Raw genomic sequence first — 15,400 nt, forward strand, 5'->3', positions numbered from 1 at the left:
GGCCCGATGGGGCGGCTTGTTTATGCAAAGTTGGAGAACACCTCGATGAGCCTGGCAGACCGCGTCCGCTACCCCCAATTTCACCACCTCATCATGTCGGCCGAACAGGCTGCAGCCATGATTCCGCACGGCGTCAACGTCGGCATGAGCGGCTTCACGGGTGCAGGCTATCCCAAGGCATTGCCACAGGCGATTGCTGAACGGGCCAAGGCCGAGCATGCACAGGGCAAGCCCTACAAGATCAATGTGTGGACCGGCGCGTCCACTGCTGCCGAGTGTGATGGCGTGATGGCCGAAGCCCATGCGCTGGGCCAGCGTCTGCCTTTCAACACCGACCCGACCGCACGCAAGGCCATCAACGCCGGTGAGATCGACTTCATCGACATGCACCTGTCGCACGTTGCCCAGCACGCCTGGTTTGGCTTTCTGGGCCACATGGATGTGGCTGTGGTGGAAGTGCTGGGCATTACGCCCGATGGCCTCTTGATTCCCTCTACCGCCGTAGGCAACAACAAGACCTGGCTGGAGATTGCGGACAAGGTCATTCTGGAGGTGAACACCAAGTTCCCCGCCAAGATGGAAGGTATGCACGACATCTACTACGGCACGGCCATCCCGCCCCGCCGTACGCCCATCCACATGACCACGGCCGACCAGCGCATTGGCGAGCAGTACCTGAAGGTCGACCCCTCCAAGGTGATCGCCATTGTGGAAACGCACAAGGGCGACCGCGACAACGTATTTGCCGCGCCGGATGCGAACTCCAACACGATTGCTGCGTCCATCATCGACTTCCTCGCGCATGAGATGAAGACGGGCCGTCTGCCCAAGGACATGCTGCCTATCCAGTCGGGTGTGGGCAATGTGGCCAACGCCGTGCTGGCAGGCCTGTTGCATGGCCCGTTCGAGAACCTGCTGGGCTTTACCGAAGTGCTGCAGGACGGCATGCTGGAACTGATCCGCGCAGGCAAGATGACCCGTGCTTCGGCCACCTCGATCTCGCTGTCCAGCGGTGCTTTCAAGGAGTTTGAAGACAACATCGACTTCTACCGCGAGCGCATCATCCTGCGTCCACAGGAAATCTCCAACCACCCTGAACTGGTGCGCCGTCTGGGCATCATTGCCATGAACTCGATGATCGAGGCCGACATCTACGGCAACATCAACTCCACCCACGTCATGGGCACGGGCATGATGAACGGTATTGGTGGCTCGGGCGACTTTGCGCGCAATGGCTATCTGTCCTTCTTTGTGACCCCTTCCGTGGCCAAGGACGGCAAGATCAGCTGCATCGTGCCCATGTGCTCGCACGTGGACCACACCGAGCACGACACACAGATCATCGTCACCGAGCAGGGTCTGGCTGACCTGCGTGGTCTGAGCCCCAAGCAGCGTGCACGCGTCATCATCGACAAGTGTGCGCACCCCGACTACCGTGACCAGTTGAACGACTACTTTGACCGTGCACGCGCCAAGGGTGCACAGCACACGCCGCACATCCTGACGGAAGCGCTGAGCTGGCACCAGCGATTCGTCGAAACCGGCGATATGCGTATCTAAAAAACGCAAAAAAACGGGGCGCTGCAAGCGCCCCGTTTTTTTATCGCCCGGCACCAGCACGGTGTGCTGGTGCCGGGCTGTCTGTCACTAAATCCGCAACTACACCCGCTCGGCATGCATGCCAGCGTCGCGCAGCACCTGCAGTACCTGCTCCACGTGCTGCAGGTTGCGGGTCTGCAGCACAAAGTCGATCTCTACGTTCTGCGCGGCCAGCATGGTGAAGGCGCGCTGGTGGTGCACCTCTTCGATGTTCGCCCCAGCCTCTGCCACCAGGGCCGTGATCCGTGCCAGCACGCCGGGCACATCGCGCGCACTGACGCGGATGCGAGCCAGGCGGCCCGAGCGCGCCATGCCACGCTCGATGATGGCGGCCAGCAGCAGCGGGTCGATATTGCCGCCAGACAGCACAATGCCCACCTTCTTGCCCTGGAACTTGTTTTTGTGGCGAATCAGCGCCGCCAGCCCGGCAGCACCTGCACCTTCGACCAGCGTCTTTTCAATTTCCAGCAGCATGAGCACGGCCTGCTCGATATCGCCTTCGTCCACCAGCAGCAACTCGTCCACATGCTCGCGCACGATCTCGCGCGTGATCTGGCCCGCCGTGGCCACGGCAATGCCTTCGGCAATGGTGGAAGTGCCTATCGGCAGGTCTTTGCCTTCGATGGCATTGACCATGGAGGGAAAGCGCTCGGTCTGCACGCCCACGACGTGAATCTCGGGCTTGAGCGCCTTGGCCGCAGTGGCTACACCAGCAATCAGGCCACCTCCGCCAATGCCCATGATGAGCACATCCAGATCGTGCTGGTCCGCCAGCATTTCCATGGCCAGCGTGCCCTGTCCAGCGGCCACGCCTTCGTCATCAAAGGGGTGCACAAAGGTCAGGTTCTGCGCTTCAGCCAGCGCGTAGGCGTGCTGGCGTGCTGCTTCCAGCGTGTCGCCATGCAGCACCACTTCGGCACCAAAGCCGCGTGTGCGCTCCACCTTCACACCGGGGGTGAAGCGCGGCATCACGATCACGGCGCGTATGCCCATGCGCTGTGCGTGGTAGGCCACGCCCTGGGCATGGTTGCCCGCGCTCATGGCGATCACGCCGCGTGCCTTTTCTTCGGTGGTCAGCAGCTGCAGGCGGTTGCAGGCACCGCGCTCCTTGAACGAGGCGGTGAACTGCAGGTTCTCAAACTTCAGAAACACCTGTGCCCCCACGATGTGCGACAGGGTCTGGGACTCCACGCAGGGCGTGCGCAACACATGATCACGCAGGCGCTGGGAGGCGGCTTGGATATCGGAATAGCTCAGCATGGTCTGCACATTCTGAAGCAATGCGTGCGGCCGTGCAGTGCGGGTGCTGAAAATTTCTTTCAATTTTGTGAGCAGCTAGCGCTCGTATTTGCTGCTTATTAAGCAGAAAACACATTGAAAGTCGCTTGTAGCAAGCGCTAGCTGCTACATTTTTTCAGTTCTGGCGCAGCTGCTCAGGCGCTCAGACGCACCACGCGCAGCACTTCTTCGCCATAGGCTTCGAGCTTTTTCGCACCAATGCCGCTGATGCCCTGCAGATCGGCCAGGGTCTGCGGATTGCGCTCGGCAATGCCGACCAGGGTGGCGTCGTTGAAGATGACGTAGGCTGGCAGATCATGTGCCTTGGCGACTTCGGCACGCCAGGCCTTGAGGTTGATAAAGCGTGCCTGTGCATCCGGCCCCAGGTGGATGGCAGCCGCACTGGTGGGCGTGCTGCGCTTGGCAGAGCGCGTGCGGCTGGCAGCGGCCGATTCGCGCAGCAGCACCTGCACATCGCCGCGCAGCACGGCGCGTGACTGGGGGGTGAGCGTGAGCGTGTCAAACACATGGCCGCTGTTTTCGCTGGTCACCTTGTGCAGGCCCAGCGCACCTGTGGCCAGGAGCTGGCGCATCACGGCGCGCAGCTGCTGCTCGGAGTAATCCTTGCCAATGCCGAAGGTGGACACCTTGTCATGCAGGTATTGCGTGACTTTGTCCGTCACCTTGCCGCGCATTACGTCCATGATGTGGCCTGCACCAAAGGTCAGCTGGCTCATCTCATGCACGCGGTAGATGGTGGACAACAGCTTGCGCGCAGCGTCTGTGCCGTCCCAGATGGCGGGCGGGTGCAGGCAGTTGTCGCAATTACCACAGGGCTCGGAATGCTCACCAAAGTACTGCAGCAGGCGCACGCGGCGGCAGTCTGTGGCCTCGGCCAGTGTGAGTAGTGCGTCGAGCTTGCCGCGCAGCACGGCCTTGAACTGCTCGTCCGCATTGCCTTCGTCAATCATGCGGCGCTGGTTGACCACGTCCGAGATGCCATAGGCCATCCAGGCATGTGCAGGCAGGCCGTCACGGCCCGCACGGCCGGTTTCCTGGTAGTAGCCTTCGATGTTGCGCGGCATGTCCACATGGGCCACAAAGCGCACATCGGGCTTGTCAATGCCCATGCCAAAGGCAATGGTGGCCACCATCACCACCCCTTCTTCGCGCAGAAAACGGTTCTGGTGCAGCTGGCGCACATCGGAGGGCAGGCCCGCGTGGTAGGGCAGGGCGTGAATGCCGTTGTCCTGCAGTGTCTTGGCCAGCTCCTCCACGCGGCGGCGCGAGAGGCAATAGACCACGCCTGCATCGCCCTCGTGCTCGTGCTTGATGAAGCGCAGCAGCTGGTTGGTGACGTCTTTTTTCTCGACGATGGTGTAGCGGATGTTGGGCCGGTCAAAGCTGCTGATGAACTGCTCGGCCTGCTCCAGATGCAGCCGTTCCACGATGTCAGCGCGGGTGAGGCTGTCTGCCGTTGCCGTCAGGGCAATGCGCGGCACGCCCACATAGCGCTCGTGCAGCACGGAAAGCGCGTGGTATTCAGGGCGGAAGTCATGGCCCCACTGGCTGACGCAGTGCGCCTCGTCAATCGCAAACAGGCTCAGCTGGCCGTTGGCATGCAGGTCGTCCAGCAGCCCCAGAAAACGCGGCGTGACCAGGCGTTCAGGCGCCACATACAGCAGCGTGAGCTGGCCGCTTTGCATCTGCCACTCCACATCCTGCGCCTGTGCCCAGTCGAGGGAGGAGTTCAGAAAGGCGGCCTTGACCCCGGCTTCATGCAGCGCACCGACCTGGTCGTGCATGAGGGCAATCAGGGGCGAGACCACAATGGTCACGCCATAGCCCTGCTGCTGGCGCACGATGGCGGGAATCTGGTAGCACAGGCTTTTGCCGCCGCCTGTGGGCATGAGCACCAGGGCGTCGCCACCGGCTGCGACATGCTCAATGATGGCCTGCTGCGGCCCACGGAAGGCCTCGTAGCCAAAAACATCTTGCAAAACGGTGTGGGCGGGGGACAAAGGCAGCTTCCTGATCAGGTGCGGGAAAACCGCATATTGTGCGCTGCAAGCCTGCGTTCTGGCACGCAAGTCCCCAAGTCCCAGGTGCGGCGCAGGATGTATGGGGTGCGGCCTGCCGCTGTCACCGAGCCAACAGCGTGGGTCCGCCACTGGCTGCATCATGCTGCCCTGTTGCTTTGGAGGTATGACATGTCAATCTGGCGTAAACCTGTGACGCTGGCGCAGCTGAATGCAAGCGCCGCCGATACGGCCGTACAGCATCTGGGGATTGAGATTACGGAGCTGGGGCCGGACTATCTGACGGGCCGCGTACCCGTAGACCACCGCACCAGGCAGCCCTTTGGGCTGCTGCACGGTGGCGTCAGCGTGGTGCTGGCGGAAACCCTGGGCTCCATGGCGGCCTACTACGCCGCACCTGAAGGGCACAAGGCGGTGGGGCTGGACATCAACGCCAATCACCTGCGCGCGGTGCGCAGCGGCTGGGTGACGGGCACGGCCAGGCCCGTGCACATTGGCAAAACCACCCAGGTCTGGCAGATCGACATGGTGGACGAAGCAGGGCGGCCCAGCTGCGTCTCGCGCATCACCATGGCGATTCTGGCTCCGCAAGCAGTGGATCAGACGGTCTCTGTGTAAGCCTGGGCTGCCAGCGCCTGGGCAAGGATCCAGGCAGGGTCTATGAGCCGGGCGCCTTGCGCCTGCGGCGCCTGTGGCAGGGCCAGTGGAATTTCCGTGCATGCCATGAGCACAGGGATATCAGTGCCGTGGCGGCTTTGCATGTCCTGTAGCACCTGCCCAAAGCATTGCATGGCCAGAGCGGTATCACCGCGCTTGACGCCGTCATAGATACCTTGCATGAGCAGGGTAATGCCCGCTGCATCAGGCTGCAGCGCTTTGATGCCGTGGCAGAGCAGTGCGGCGTCGTACAGCCCCGTCTGGTAGGTGCCTGCGGTGGCCAGCACGATGGCACATTGCATACCCTGCTGCTGCAGGTGCCGGGCCGTTTCTTCGGCAATGTGCAGGATGCGCAGCTGCGGAAACAGCGCCTGCAGCTGTGCATGCCAGACATGGGCGGTATTGCAGGCCACGGCCACGCTGCATACGCCCAGTGCCGCCAGTCGCCCAACCCCTTGCAGCATGTAGGGGGCTGGTCCATGCGGCGCCTGTGGACTGGTACGCAGTGCCTCGGTGCGATCGGGCACCGGCATCTGCACCAGCCAGTGTTCGGGAAAAGCCTGATCATTGACCGGGTGATTATGAGCGCGCAGATGGTTGCTACAGGCCTCGACAAACAGGCGCACAAAATCGGCGCCTGCGGCCGGGCCCATGCCTCCCAGAATGCCCACTGCACGCGGTGGGCGGCGAAACACATTGGTCATGCTCAGAACGCGGGCTTGTCGCTCAGCTCCACCAGGTTCTGCTTGAGCTGCTCCGACATGGGCAGGTTCAGTGCCATGTTGGACGGAGGAATGGGCTGCACGAACCACTTGTCGTACAGCTGGGTGAACTGGCCGGTCTTCATCATGTCGCTGATCACGCCATCGACCAGTGCCTTGAACTTCGGATCGTTTTTGCGCAGCATGCAGGCATAGGGCTCGACCTGTAGGGCATCGCCCACGACTTCGTAGTCGCCGGGATTCTTGGCATTGGCAATCAGGCCATAGAGCAGGATGTCATCCATCGCAAATGCACTGGCACGGTCGCTTTCCAGCAGCAGAAAAGCGTCCGAGTGGTCCTTGGGGTGGACCATGTCAATGCCCCAGTTGTTTTCGGCGTTGGCCTTGCGCATGACCTGCAAGTTGGTGGTGCCCGAGGTCACGGCCACGGTTTTGCCCTTAAGGTCGCTGTAGTTCTTGATGCCGGAGCTCTTCTTCACCAACAGGCGGGTGCCGGTGTAGAAGTGGTTGATGGCGAAATCCACATCCTTGCCGCGCGTGGTGTTGTTGGTGGTCGAGCCGCATTCGAGGTCGATCGTGCCATTGGTCAGCAGCGGAATGCGGTTCTGCGACGTGACAGCCTGCCAGTTGACCTTGATGTCGTTTTTGCCCGTGGCTTTCTTGACCGCTTCCACCACGGCATTGCTGATGTCCACGGAAATTCCAGCTGGCTTGCTCTGGTTCAGATAGCTGAAGGGCACCGAAGACTCGCGATAAGCCAAGGTGATCTGGCCGCTTTGGGCCACCTTGTCCAAGGTGTCAGCATGGGCGCTGGCCAGACAGGCTAGGGACAGGGCTGCGTAGAGAACCGTGGTGCGGACTTGCATGTGCATCTCCTTCGAAAGAACTGATGGGGTGAGGCCAGTGTAGGAAGCAGATTTCGGCTGTGGCGATGCCAATCACAGGTCCGTCCATGCCATTTTTTTATGCCTTGTCTAGGTTTTCACCAGTAGGGTGCGTGGCTTGCTGAAAAGCGGTGCGGTGTGCGCCGTTTATGGACATGGGGTTTACCCATAAACCACGGGCATACCCCTGCAAACAAATGCCATGCGTCAGGGGCGTTGGCAGTTCTACAGTGACGGCAGATGGAGAACACCAATGCATGTATGTGTGATAGGAGCCGGCATCGTCGGTCTGGCCAGCGGGTATGCGCTGCAGCAGGCCGGGTATGAAGTTAGCCTGGTGGAGCGGGCCGAGGCACCTGCTATGGGTGCCAGTGGTGGCAATGGCGCGCAGCTGAGCTATGCCTATGTGCAGCCTCTCGCTGATCCCGGCATCTGGGCCAGTTTGCCCAAGCTGCTGCTCGACAAAACCTCACCGCTGCACATGCGCTGGCAGCTGGACCCGCACCAGTGGTCCTGGCTGCTGCAGTTTCTGGGGGCCTGCAATGCTGCCTCCTCGCGCGCCACCACGCAAAGCCTGTTGACGCTGGCTGCGCAAAGCCGCGCTGCGCTCGAAGCGACCCTGCAGCGCGAGCAGCTGAACTGCGACTTTCACACGCCCGGCAAGCTGGTGCTGCAGAGCACACAGGTGGGGCTCGATGGTGCGGCGCGCCAGCTGCAGCTGCAGGCTCAGCTGGGCGGGCCTCAGCAGCACATGGTCGATGCGGCAGAAGTGGCACGCCTGGAGCCGGCGCTGCAGCACTATGTGTCCCAGATTGCCGGTGCGGTCTATACGCCCAGCGAATGCGCGATTGACTGCCGCAAGCTGTGTGAGGCGCTGCTGGCTCTGCTGCGACAACGTGGTGCACAAGTGCTGCTGGGGTGTGAGGTGCAGCAGTTCCAGACGCAGGGCAGTCGCATCACGGGCGTGCAGACCACGCGGGGTGTGCACCAGGCCGATCACTTTGTGCTCGCCGGGGGATGGGAAAGTGTGCCACTCGCGCGCCAGCTGGGCGTGAAGCGGTTGCCGGTCTATCCGCTCAAGGGCTACAGCCTCACCCTCGATGCCGGTACTGCGGCAGAGCAGCTGCCGCGCGTGAGCGTGACCGACAGCAGCCGCAAGGTGGTGTTTGCGCGCATTGGCGAGCGTCTGCGCGTGGCGGGCATGGTGGAAATCGTCGGGGCCGACCGCGCCCTGCATCTGGACCGGATTGAGCGTCTGCGTGAGGCCACGCACCAGGTGTTTCCGCAGCTGGATATTCCGGACGATCTGCAGCCCTGGACCGGCATGCGTCCGGCCACGCCCACGGGGTTGCCCATCACAGGCCGCATGCCTGGGGGGCCGCAGAACCTGTGGTTGCAGACGGGCCATGGGGCGTTGGGGCTGACGCTGGCCTTTGGCTCGGCACAGCGACTGCTGGAGGCCTTGGACGCAGCGTGCTAGCCGATCAGCTCGCGTAGCGCCTTGCGCATCTCCTGTGTCATCGCGCGTGCGAGCACGGAGCGCGGGTGCTGTGCGAGGTGCAGTGCGCTGACGGTCACCGTGATCTGTGGCAGCAGCGGCAGCACATGGACCTTGCGCCTGTCGGCGGCGGAGGCTGTGCAGCCATCCACAATGGCGACGCCCAGGCCGTATTCGGCCATGGACAGCGCCGCATGGTAGGTCTGCACCGTCACTACAGGCGACAGGCCCACCCCATGTTCGCTGCAGGCCTGGTTGATGCGCATGCCCAGCGGGTCTTTCACGTCGAGCGCGACGACGGGCAGTTCGGCCAGTGCTTCGATGGGCATGCCATGTCTGGGCACCTTGGAGGGTGCGATCAAGCCCTTGGGGACGAGGCAGTGCATGTCCACATCGGCCAGCGGTTCGCGCTCCAGCGCAGGCAGCAGGCCCGCACTGATCACAAAACCCACATCGGCTTCCTGCAGCAGCAGACCTGAGACGACCTGTGGCGTGTGCAGCGCCTGCACGGTGACATGCACGTTCGGGTACTGCTTGCGAAACCCTGCGACGGCGTGGGGCACTACCTCGCGGCTGAGTGCAAACACGGTCAGCACCTGCAGTCGGTCTGTCACTTCGCCGTGTCGCAGGCCGGCGGCCAGACGCTGCACTTCACCGAGCTGCTCGTAGAGCTTTTCGACATGGGGGAACAGGGCTGCGGCTTCGTTGGTGGGCGTGAGGCGTCCGCGCACACGCTCGAACAGCGGAAAGCCCAGCTGCAGTTCTGCATGCTGCAGCGTGCGGCTGACGGCAGGCTGTGTGACGTGCAGCAGCCGTGCGGCGGCACTGACGCTGCCGGTCTGCATCACAGCATGAAAGACTTCAATGTGTTTGAGGCGCATGGCATGGGGGTCCGGCAGGGAGGTGCGGGCAGCCTCCCTGCATGCAAGAAATGCACCTAAAAAAGGAGCTGCTTGCGCTTGTTATATCTTGATTTCACTGTGAAATCATCTCAAAACCAAGAAAAATCAGGCGCAAGAAGCTCTGCTTTTTACTTGGCCTCTTCGTCCTGCATCTTGGCCAGGCGTTCGCTCTTCCAGTAGACATCATCGCCGCCATCGACGCGGTTGAGCACGCGTGCCAGCACGAACATCAGGTCGGACAGGCGGTTCAGATACTGACGGGGCGCTGCGCGCATGGGCTCAGACTCCTGCAGGGCGACCACGCTGCGCTCGGCGCGGCGTGCCACGGTGCGGCAGATATGGGCCTGCGAGGCAGCGCGGGTGCCGGCGGGCAGGATGAATTCCAGCAGACGTGGCAGCTGTGCGTTGTAGTGGGCCAGGGCTTCGTCCAGGCGCAGCAGGGCGTCGTCCTTGAGCATTTCGTAGCCGGGCACGGAAATTTCGCCGCCCAGATTGAACAGCTGGTGCTGCACATCCACGAGGACGGCGCGCACATCATCTGGCAGTGCTTCGCACAGCAGCAGGCCGATGTGCGAGTTCAGCTCGTCCACATCACCCATGGCGTGGGGACGGGCGCTGTTCTTGGAAACGCGGGTGTTGTCACCCAGGCCGGTGGTGCCGTCATCACCGGTGCGGGTGGCGATTTGTGTCAGACGGTTGCCCATAGAAACTCCTTGTGGTCTGCGGCAACGGGGCCGTGTAAAACGGGCATTTTGCGTTACATCGCGCAGGCAGATGTTGTGCAGGGAAACAACTGGCAAAAAGCATGGACGTGCCGACGCGCAGCAGGTGCAATGCAAGCCTGTTTCACGCATTTGAAGGAGAGTCACCATGGCACATCCACACCGCACATTGCACGCCTTTGATGTTCGCAGCATGCTGCTGTTTGCCAGCCTGACGCTGGGCGGCACCACAGCCCTGATGGCACAGCCCGCACCCGGTGCGGTTCTGGGCCCTGCAGAAACGGGCCGCAGCGTACCCCGCCAGAATGATGCGCAGCAAAATGCGCAAAATACTTTTCAGCGCGTTGATGTCGATGGCGACGGCTTTCTGAGCCGCGAAGAAGCGAAATCCCTGCCCGCCGTGCTGGAGCAGTTTGAGCTGTGGGACCAGGACGGGGATGGAAAAATCTCGCTGCAGGAGTTCCTCAGCGCAGCGCGGGCGCGCAGCAATCAGTAAGCGCTGCGCTTGCAGCATTTGCAGCCAGTCGCCGTGAACGCAGCCCGTCATGCTGCGTGCTTGGCGAATGCAGCAACAGCTTTTTACGGGTGCAGCGCCTGGGGATGCGAGGGATGGGGTGCTAATCTTTGACGTTCCTTGTGAGAGCCAGAAGATGAACGCATTGCACCACCCCACGCAGCTGTCCCGCCCCATTCCTCCAGCCTTTGTCGATGCCCTGCAGGCGCGCTTTGGCGCACAGTGCTCCACCGCGCAGGCCGTGCGCGAGCAGCATGGCCGCGATGAAGGCTCGATTGAGGCACCACCGCCTGTGGCCGTGGTGTATGCGCACAGCACACAGGATGTGGCGGACTGCGTCAAGCTGGCCGCCCAGCACCAGGTGCCAGTCATCCCTTATGGCGCGGGCACATCGCTGGAAGGCCATCTGCTGGCCGTGCAGGGCGGTGTGAGCCTGGATGTCTCGCGCATGAACCAGATCATTCGCGTGAATGCCGAAGACATGACCGTGACGGTGCAGCCTGGCATTTTGCGCAAAGCCCTGAACGATGCCATCAAGGATCAGGGCCTGTTTTTCCCCATTGACCCCGGTGCTGATGCCTCCATAGGCGGCATGACTGCCACACGCGCCAGCGGCACGAACGCCGTGCGCTACGGCACCATGCGCGAGAACGTGCTGGCGCTGGAAGTGGTGACGGCCAGCGGTGAGATCATCCGCACCGGCAACCGCGCCAAAAAGAGCGCGGCGGGCTATGACCTGACCCGTCTGCTGGTGGGCAGCGAAGGCACGCTGGGCATCTTCACCGAAATCACGCTGCGCCTGTACCCCTTGCCCGAGGCAGTGAGTGCTGCGGTCTGCTCCTTCAACACCGTAGCGGACGCCGTGCACACGGTGATTCAGACCATCCAGATGGGTGTGCCGATGGCACGTGTGGAGCTGGTGGATGCGGGCACGATTGCCATGGTCAACAAGCACAGCAACCTCACGCTGCGCGAAGCACCTACGCTGATGATGGAGTTCCACGGCAGCCCCAATGGCGTGAAAGAACAGGCCGAGCTGGTGCAGGACATTGCGGCAGAATTTGACGCCCAGGGTTTTGAGTGGGCCGACACCCCCGAAGAGCGCACACGCCTGTTTACCGCACGCCACAACGCCTACTTTGCCGCCATCCAGAGCCGCCCCGGCTGCCGCAGCATCACCACCGACACCTGCGTGCCCATCAGCCGTCTGGCGGACTGTTTGCTGGAATCCATGGAAGAAGCGCGGGCCAGCGCCATTCCGTTCTTTCTCGTCGGCCACGTGGGCGATGGCAACTTCCACTTCGGCTACCTGATCGACCCTGACAACGACGACGAGCGCCAGCGTGCCGAAGCGCTCAACCACGCGCTGGTGCGCCGTGCGATTGCCATGGAAGGCACCTGCACGGGCGAGCACGGCATTGGCATCCACAAGCAGGACTTTTTGCGCGAGGAATGCGGAGAGGGGGCCATTGCCATGATGCGCGCCATCAAGCAGGCGCTGGACCCAGAAAACATCCTCAACCCCGGCAAGATCTTTGCGCTCTGAGCGCAAGCGAGGCGGTCTGTCTGCGTGCTTGCTGTGTACAGGCATAGTGTGAGCAGGGCGCAGCTGCAGGCAACGCACCGTAAAATTGACGCTTTTCGCCCCAAGGAGCGCTGCAGCAGCGAAGGCTTTCGCTGTCAGGCTTGGGGTGAACGGCTGGCACCGCCGGGTGCAGCCGTCCCCCATTGCAACGGCGCTCACCTGTCCCTGGCCCCTTTGTTTTTTAGATACAGGTGAGTGCAATGTCTGCTGCCGCCCCTCAAGCTATTCCCCCCATGCGCCTTTCGGGCCTGGAGCCCCTGACCATTGGAGAGGATTCGCTGTTCGTCAACGTGGGCGAACGCACCAACGTCACAGGCTCCAAGGCCTTTGCGCGTCTGATTCTGAATGAGCAGTACGAAGAAGCCCTGGCCGTAGCGCGCCAGCAGGTGGAAAACGGCGCGCAGGTCATTGACGTGAACATGGACGAAGCCATGCTGGACAGCAAGGCTGCCATGGTGCGCTTTCTGAACCTGATTGCCTCTGAGCCCGATATCGCCAAGGTGCCGGTGATGGTGGACTCCTCCAAGTGGGAAGTGATCGAAGCCGGTCTGCGCTGCCTGCAGGGCAAGGGCATCGTGAACTCGATCTCCATGAAGGAAGGCGTCGAAGAGTTCAAGAAGCACGCCAAACTCGTCAAGCGCTATGGCGCTGCGGCCGTGGTCATGGCTTTTGACGAAAAAGGCCAGGCCGACACCTTCGCGCGCAAGATTGAAATCTGCGAGCGCGCCTACCGTATCCTGGTGGACGAAGTGGGCTTTGCGCCCGAAGACATCATCTTCGACCCCAACATCTTTGCCGTGGCCACCGGCATTGAAGAGCACAACAACTACGGCGTGGACTTCATCGAGGCCGTGCGCTGGATCAAGCAGAACCTGCCCGGCGCCAAGGTGTCCGGTGGAGTGTCCAACGTGTCCTTCTCCTTCCGTGGCAATGACCCCGTGCGCGAGGCCATCCACACCGTGTTCCTGTACCACGCTATCAAGGCAGGCATGGATATGGGCATTGTGAACGCCGGCATGATCGGCGTGTACGACGAGCTGGACCCTGTGCTGCGTGAGCGTGTGGAAGACGTGGTGCTCAACCGCCGCCCTGACGCGGCCGAGCGCCTGCTGGAAATTGCCGATCAGGCCAAGGGCAATGCCAAGGACGACAGCAAGAAGCTGGAATGGCGCGGCACGCCCGAGCACCCCAAGACCGTGGAAGAGCGCCTGACCCACGCACTGGTGCATGGCATTACCGACTTCATCGCCGAAGACACGGAAGAGGCCTACCAGGCGATTGTGGCCAAGGGTGGCCGTCCCTTGCACGTGATTGAAGGCCCGCTCATGGCAGGCATGAACGTGGTGGGCGATCTGTTTGGCGCGGGCAAGATGTTCCTGCCCCAGGTGGTGAAGTCCGCCCGCGTGATGAAGCAGGCGGTGGCGCATCTGGTGCCCTACATCGAAGAAGAGAAGCGCCAGCAGGAAGCGGCTGGTATGGATGTGACCAGCAAGGGCAAGATCGTGATGGCCACCGTCAAGGGCGACGTGCACGACATTGGCAAGAACATCGTCACCGTGGTCCTGCAGTGCAACAACTTTGAAGTCATCAACATGGGCGTGATGGTGCCCTGCCATGAAATCCTGGCCAAGGCCAAGGAAGTGGGGGCAGACATCATCGGCTTGTCGGGCCTGATTACCCCCAGCCTCGAAGAAATGCAGTATGTGGCGGGCGAGATGCAGAAGGACGAATGCTTCCGCAGCCGCAATACCCCGCTGCTGATCGGTGGCGCGACCTGCTCGCGCGTGCACACGGCCGTGAAGATTGCGCCCAAGTACGAAGGCCCCGTGGTCTACGTGCCTGATGCCTCGCGTTCGGTCAGCGTGGCGCAAAGCCTGCTGGGCGACGGCAAGGAAGCCTATCTGGCAGAGCTCAAGGCCGACTACGACAAGGTGCGCACCCAGCACGCCAACAAGAAGAAGACGCCGCTGTGGGCGCTGGAAAAAGCGCGTGCCAATGCGGCAGTGGTCGAACACGCACCCGTGGTGCCACGTGCCATTGGCCGCAAGGTGTTCAAGAACTTTGATCTGGCAGAAATTGCCAAGTACATCGACTGGGGCCCCTTCTTCCAGACCTGGGATCTGGCTGGCCCCTTCCCCGCCATACTTGAGGACGAAGTCGTGGGCGAGCAGGCGCGCAAGGTCTATGAAGACGCGCAGGCCATGCTCAAGAAAATCATCGAAGGCCGCTGGCTGCAGGCCAATGGTGTGATGGGCCTCTTCCCTGCCAACCGTGTGGGTGATGACATCGTGTTCTACACCGACGAGTCGCGCACCCAGGTGCTGAGCACCTGGTATGGCATGCGCCAGCAGACCGAAAAGCAGGCGGTAGACGGTGTGATGCGCCCCAGCCGTTGCCTCTCCGACTTTGTCGCGCCTGTGGGCGTGGCCGACTACGCAGGCATGTTTGCCGTGACTGCGGGCATTGGCGCTGAGAAGAAGGACAAGGAGTTTGAAGCCGCGCTGGACGACTACTCCGGCATCATGTTCAAAGCCCTGGCCGACCGCCTGGCCGAAGCTTTTGCAGAATGCCTGCATGAGCGCGTGCGCAAGGACTTGTGGGGTTACGCAGCCGATGAGAACCTCAGCAATGAGGAACTCATCAAGGAGCAGTACAAGGGCATTCGCCCTGCGCCCGGCTACCCTGCCTGTCCCGACCACACGGCCAAGATCGACCTGTTCAAGGTGCTGCAGGCCGAAGAAATCGGCATGAGCCTGACCGAGAGCCTGGCCATGAACCCAGCCTCCAGCGTGAGCGGTTTCTATATCGGCAACCCCGAAGCGACCTACTTCAACGTGGGCCAGATTGGCGAAGACCAGCTGGCCGATATGGCCCAGCGCCGCGGCATGGATGTGGAAGAGTTGCGTCGTTATCTGGCACCGAATCTGGGCTGATCGCACCGCTTGCTGTATCGCACGAGGCCACGCAATGCGTGGCCTTTTTACATTGCATCATTTGTAT

At 62.0% G+C, this 15,400-nt stretch carries 12 protein-coding genes and 1 riboswitch; of the genes, 6 read left to right on the forward strand and 6 right to left on the reverse strand.

What is annotated here, in order from left to right; genetic code table 11:
• Positions 1-45: 45 nt before the first annotated feature.
• Positions 46-1,560 (forward strand): succinyl-CoA:acetate CoA-transferase ScpC, encoded by a 1,515-nt coding sequence (gene scpC / locus F7P80_RS09935; protein ID WP_151044431.1) that lies wholly within the window; start codon positions 46-48, stop codon positions 1,558-1,560.
• 99 nt (positions 1,561-1,659) lie between these two features.
• Here the strand turns inward: scpC and F7P80_RS09940 are convergent, their stop codons facing one another.
• On the reverse strand, positions 1,660-2,859 hold the full coding sequence (locus F7P80_RS09940) for a threonine ammonia-lyase (RefSeq protein ID WP_151044433.1): 1,200 nt from the start codon (positions 2,857-2,859) through the stop codon (positions 1,660-1,662).
• A 173-nt stretch (positions 2,860-3,032) separates the two neighbouring features.
• Positions 3,033-4,898, reverse strand: a complete 1,866-nt coding sequence (gene recQ, locus F7P80_RS09945; protein ID WP_151044435.1) for a DNA helicase RecQ — start codon at positions 4,896-4,898, stop codon at positions 3,033-3,035.
• Positions 4,899-5,087: 189 nt separating this feature from the next.
• Between recQ and F7P80_RS09950 the strand changes: the two genes are divergently transcribed.
• The gene (locus F7P80_RS09950; protein WP_151044437.1) at positions 5,088-5,534 is read left to right on the forward strand and encodes a hotdog fold thioesterase; all 447 of its coding nucleotides are present in this window, start codon (positions 5,088-5,090) and stop codon (positions 5,532-5,534) included.
• Here F7P80_RS09950 and F7P80_RS09955 read toward each other — a convergent pair.
• Positions 5,516-6,277, reverse strand: coding sequence for an aspartate/glutamate racemase family protein (locus F7P80_RS09955; protein WP_151044439.1), 762 nt, complete (start codon positions 6,275-6,277; stop codon positions 5,516-5,518). The two genes, F7P80_RS09950 and F7P80_RS09955, sit on opposite strands and share 19 nt — an antisense overlap.
• A gap of 2 nt (positions 6,278-6,279) precedes the next feature.
• Positions 6,280-7,161 (reverse strand): amino acid ABC transporter substrate-binding protein, encoded by an 882-nt coding sequence (locus F7P80_RS09960; protein WP_151044441.1) that lies wholly within the window; start codon positions 7,159-7,161, stop codon positions 6,280-6,282.
• Between the two features lie 271 nt (positions 7,162-7,432).
• Here F7P80_RS09960 and F7P80_RS09970 point away from each other — a divergent pair, with 271 nt between their 5' ends.
• The gene (locus tag F7P80_RS09970) at positions 7,433-8,659 is read left to right on the forward strand and encodes a D-amino acid dehydrogenase (protein ID WP_151044445.1); all 1,227 of its coding nucleotides are present in this window, start codon (positions 7,433-7,435) and stop codon (positions 8,657-8,659) included.
• Here F7P80_RS09970 and F7P80_RS09975 read toward each other — a convergent pair.
• Complete coding sequence (locus tag F7P80_RS09975) at positions 8,656-9,558, reverse strand: LysR family transcriptional regulator (protein ID WP_054067931.1); 903 nt, start codon at positions 9,556-9,558, stop codon at positions 8,656-8,658. The genes F7P80_RS09970 and F7P80_RS09975 overlap by 4 nt on opposite strands.
• Positions 9,559-9,707: 149 nt before the next feature.
• The gene (locus F7P80_RS09980; protein ID WP_151044447.1) at positions 9,708-10,283 is read right to left on the reverse strand and encodes a cob(I)yrinic acid a,c-diamide adenosyltransferase; all 576 of its coding nucleotides are present in this window, start codon (positions 10,281-10,283) and stop codon (positions 9,708-9,710) included.
• Between the two features lie 166 nt (positions 10,284-10,449).
• Here F7P80_RS09980 and F7P80_RS09985 point away from each other — a divergent pair, with 166 nt between their 5' ends.
• From F7P80_RS09985 to metH, 3 genes are all read left to right on the forward strand, one after another.
• Positions 10,450-10,797, forward strand: coding sequence for an EF-hand domain-containing protein (locus F7P80_RS09985; protein WP_151044449.1), 348 nt, complete (start codon positions 10,450-10,452; stop codon positions 10,795-10,797).
• A 154-nt stretch (positions 10,798-10,951) separates the two neighbouring features.
• Positions 10,952-12,361: an FAD-binding oxidoreductase gene (locus F7P80_RS09990; protein ID WP_151044451.1), complete on the forward strand. Its 1,410-nt coding sequence runs from the start codon at positions 10,952-10,954 to the stop codon at positions 12,359-12,361.
• Positions 12,362-12,457: 96 nt separating this feature from the next.
• A riboswitch (S-adenosyl-L-homocysteine riboswitch) is annotated at positions 12,458-12,564 on the forward strand.
• 36 nt (positions 12,565-12,600) lie between these two features.
• A complete protein-coding gene (metH, locus tag F7P80_RS09995) occupies positions 12,601-15,333 on the forward strand; it encodes a methionine synthase (protein ID WP_151044453.1) in 2,733 nt (910 codons plus the stop codon).
• Positions 15,334-15,400: the final 67 nt, after the last annotated feature.

This window comes from Comamonas kerstersii (assembly GCF_008801935.1).
Taxonomy (GTDB): domain Bacteria; phylum Pseudomonadota; class Gammaproteobacteria; order Burkholderiales; family Burkholderiaceae_C; genus Comamonas; species Comamonas kerstersii.

Coding starts and splice junctions, on each gene's coding strand:
- scpC (WP_151044431.1), top strand. CDS start 46: ATGAGCCTGGCAGACCGCGTCCGCTACCCCCAATTTCACCACCTCATC.
- metH (WP_151044453.1), top strand. CDS start 12,601: ATGTCTGCTGCCGCCCCTCAAGCTATTCCCCCCATGCGCCTTTCGGGC.
- F7P80_RS09955 (WP_151044439.1), bottom strand. CDS start 6,277: ATGACCAATGTGTTTCGCCGCCCACCGCGTGCAGTGGGCATTCTGGGA.
- F7P80_RS09970 (WP_151044445.1), top strand. CDS start 7,433: ATGCATGTATGTGTGATAGGAGCCGGCATCGTCGGTCTGGCCAGCGGG.
- F7P80_RS09990 (WP_151044451.1), top strand. CDS start 10,952: ATGAACGCATTGCACCACCCCACGCAGCTGTCCCGCCCCATTCCTCCA.
- F7P80_RS09975 (WP_054067931.1), bottom strand. CDS start 9,558: ATGCGCCTCAAACACATTGAAGTCTTTCATGCTGTGATGCAGACCGGC.
- F7P80_RS09950 (WP_151044437.1), top strand. CDS start 5,088: ATGTCAATCTGGCGTAAACCTGTGACGCTGGCGCAGCTGAATGCAAGC.
- F7P80_RS09980 (WP_151044447.1), bottom strand. CDS start 10,283: ATGGGCAACCGTCTGACACAAATCGCCACCCGCACCGGTGATGACGGC.
- F7P80_RS09940 (WP_151044433.1), bottom strand. CDS start 2,859: ATGCTGAGCTATTCCGATATCCAAGCCGCCTCCCAGCGCCTGCGTGAT.
- F7P80_RS09985 (WP_151044449.1), top strand. CDS start 10,450: ATGGCACATCCACACCGCACATTGCACGCCTTTGATGTTCGCAGCATG.
- F7P80_RS09960 (WP_151044441.1), bottom strand. CDS start 7,161: ATGCAAGTCCGCACCACGGTTCTCTACGCAGCCCTGTCCCTAGCCTGT.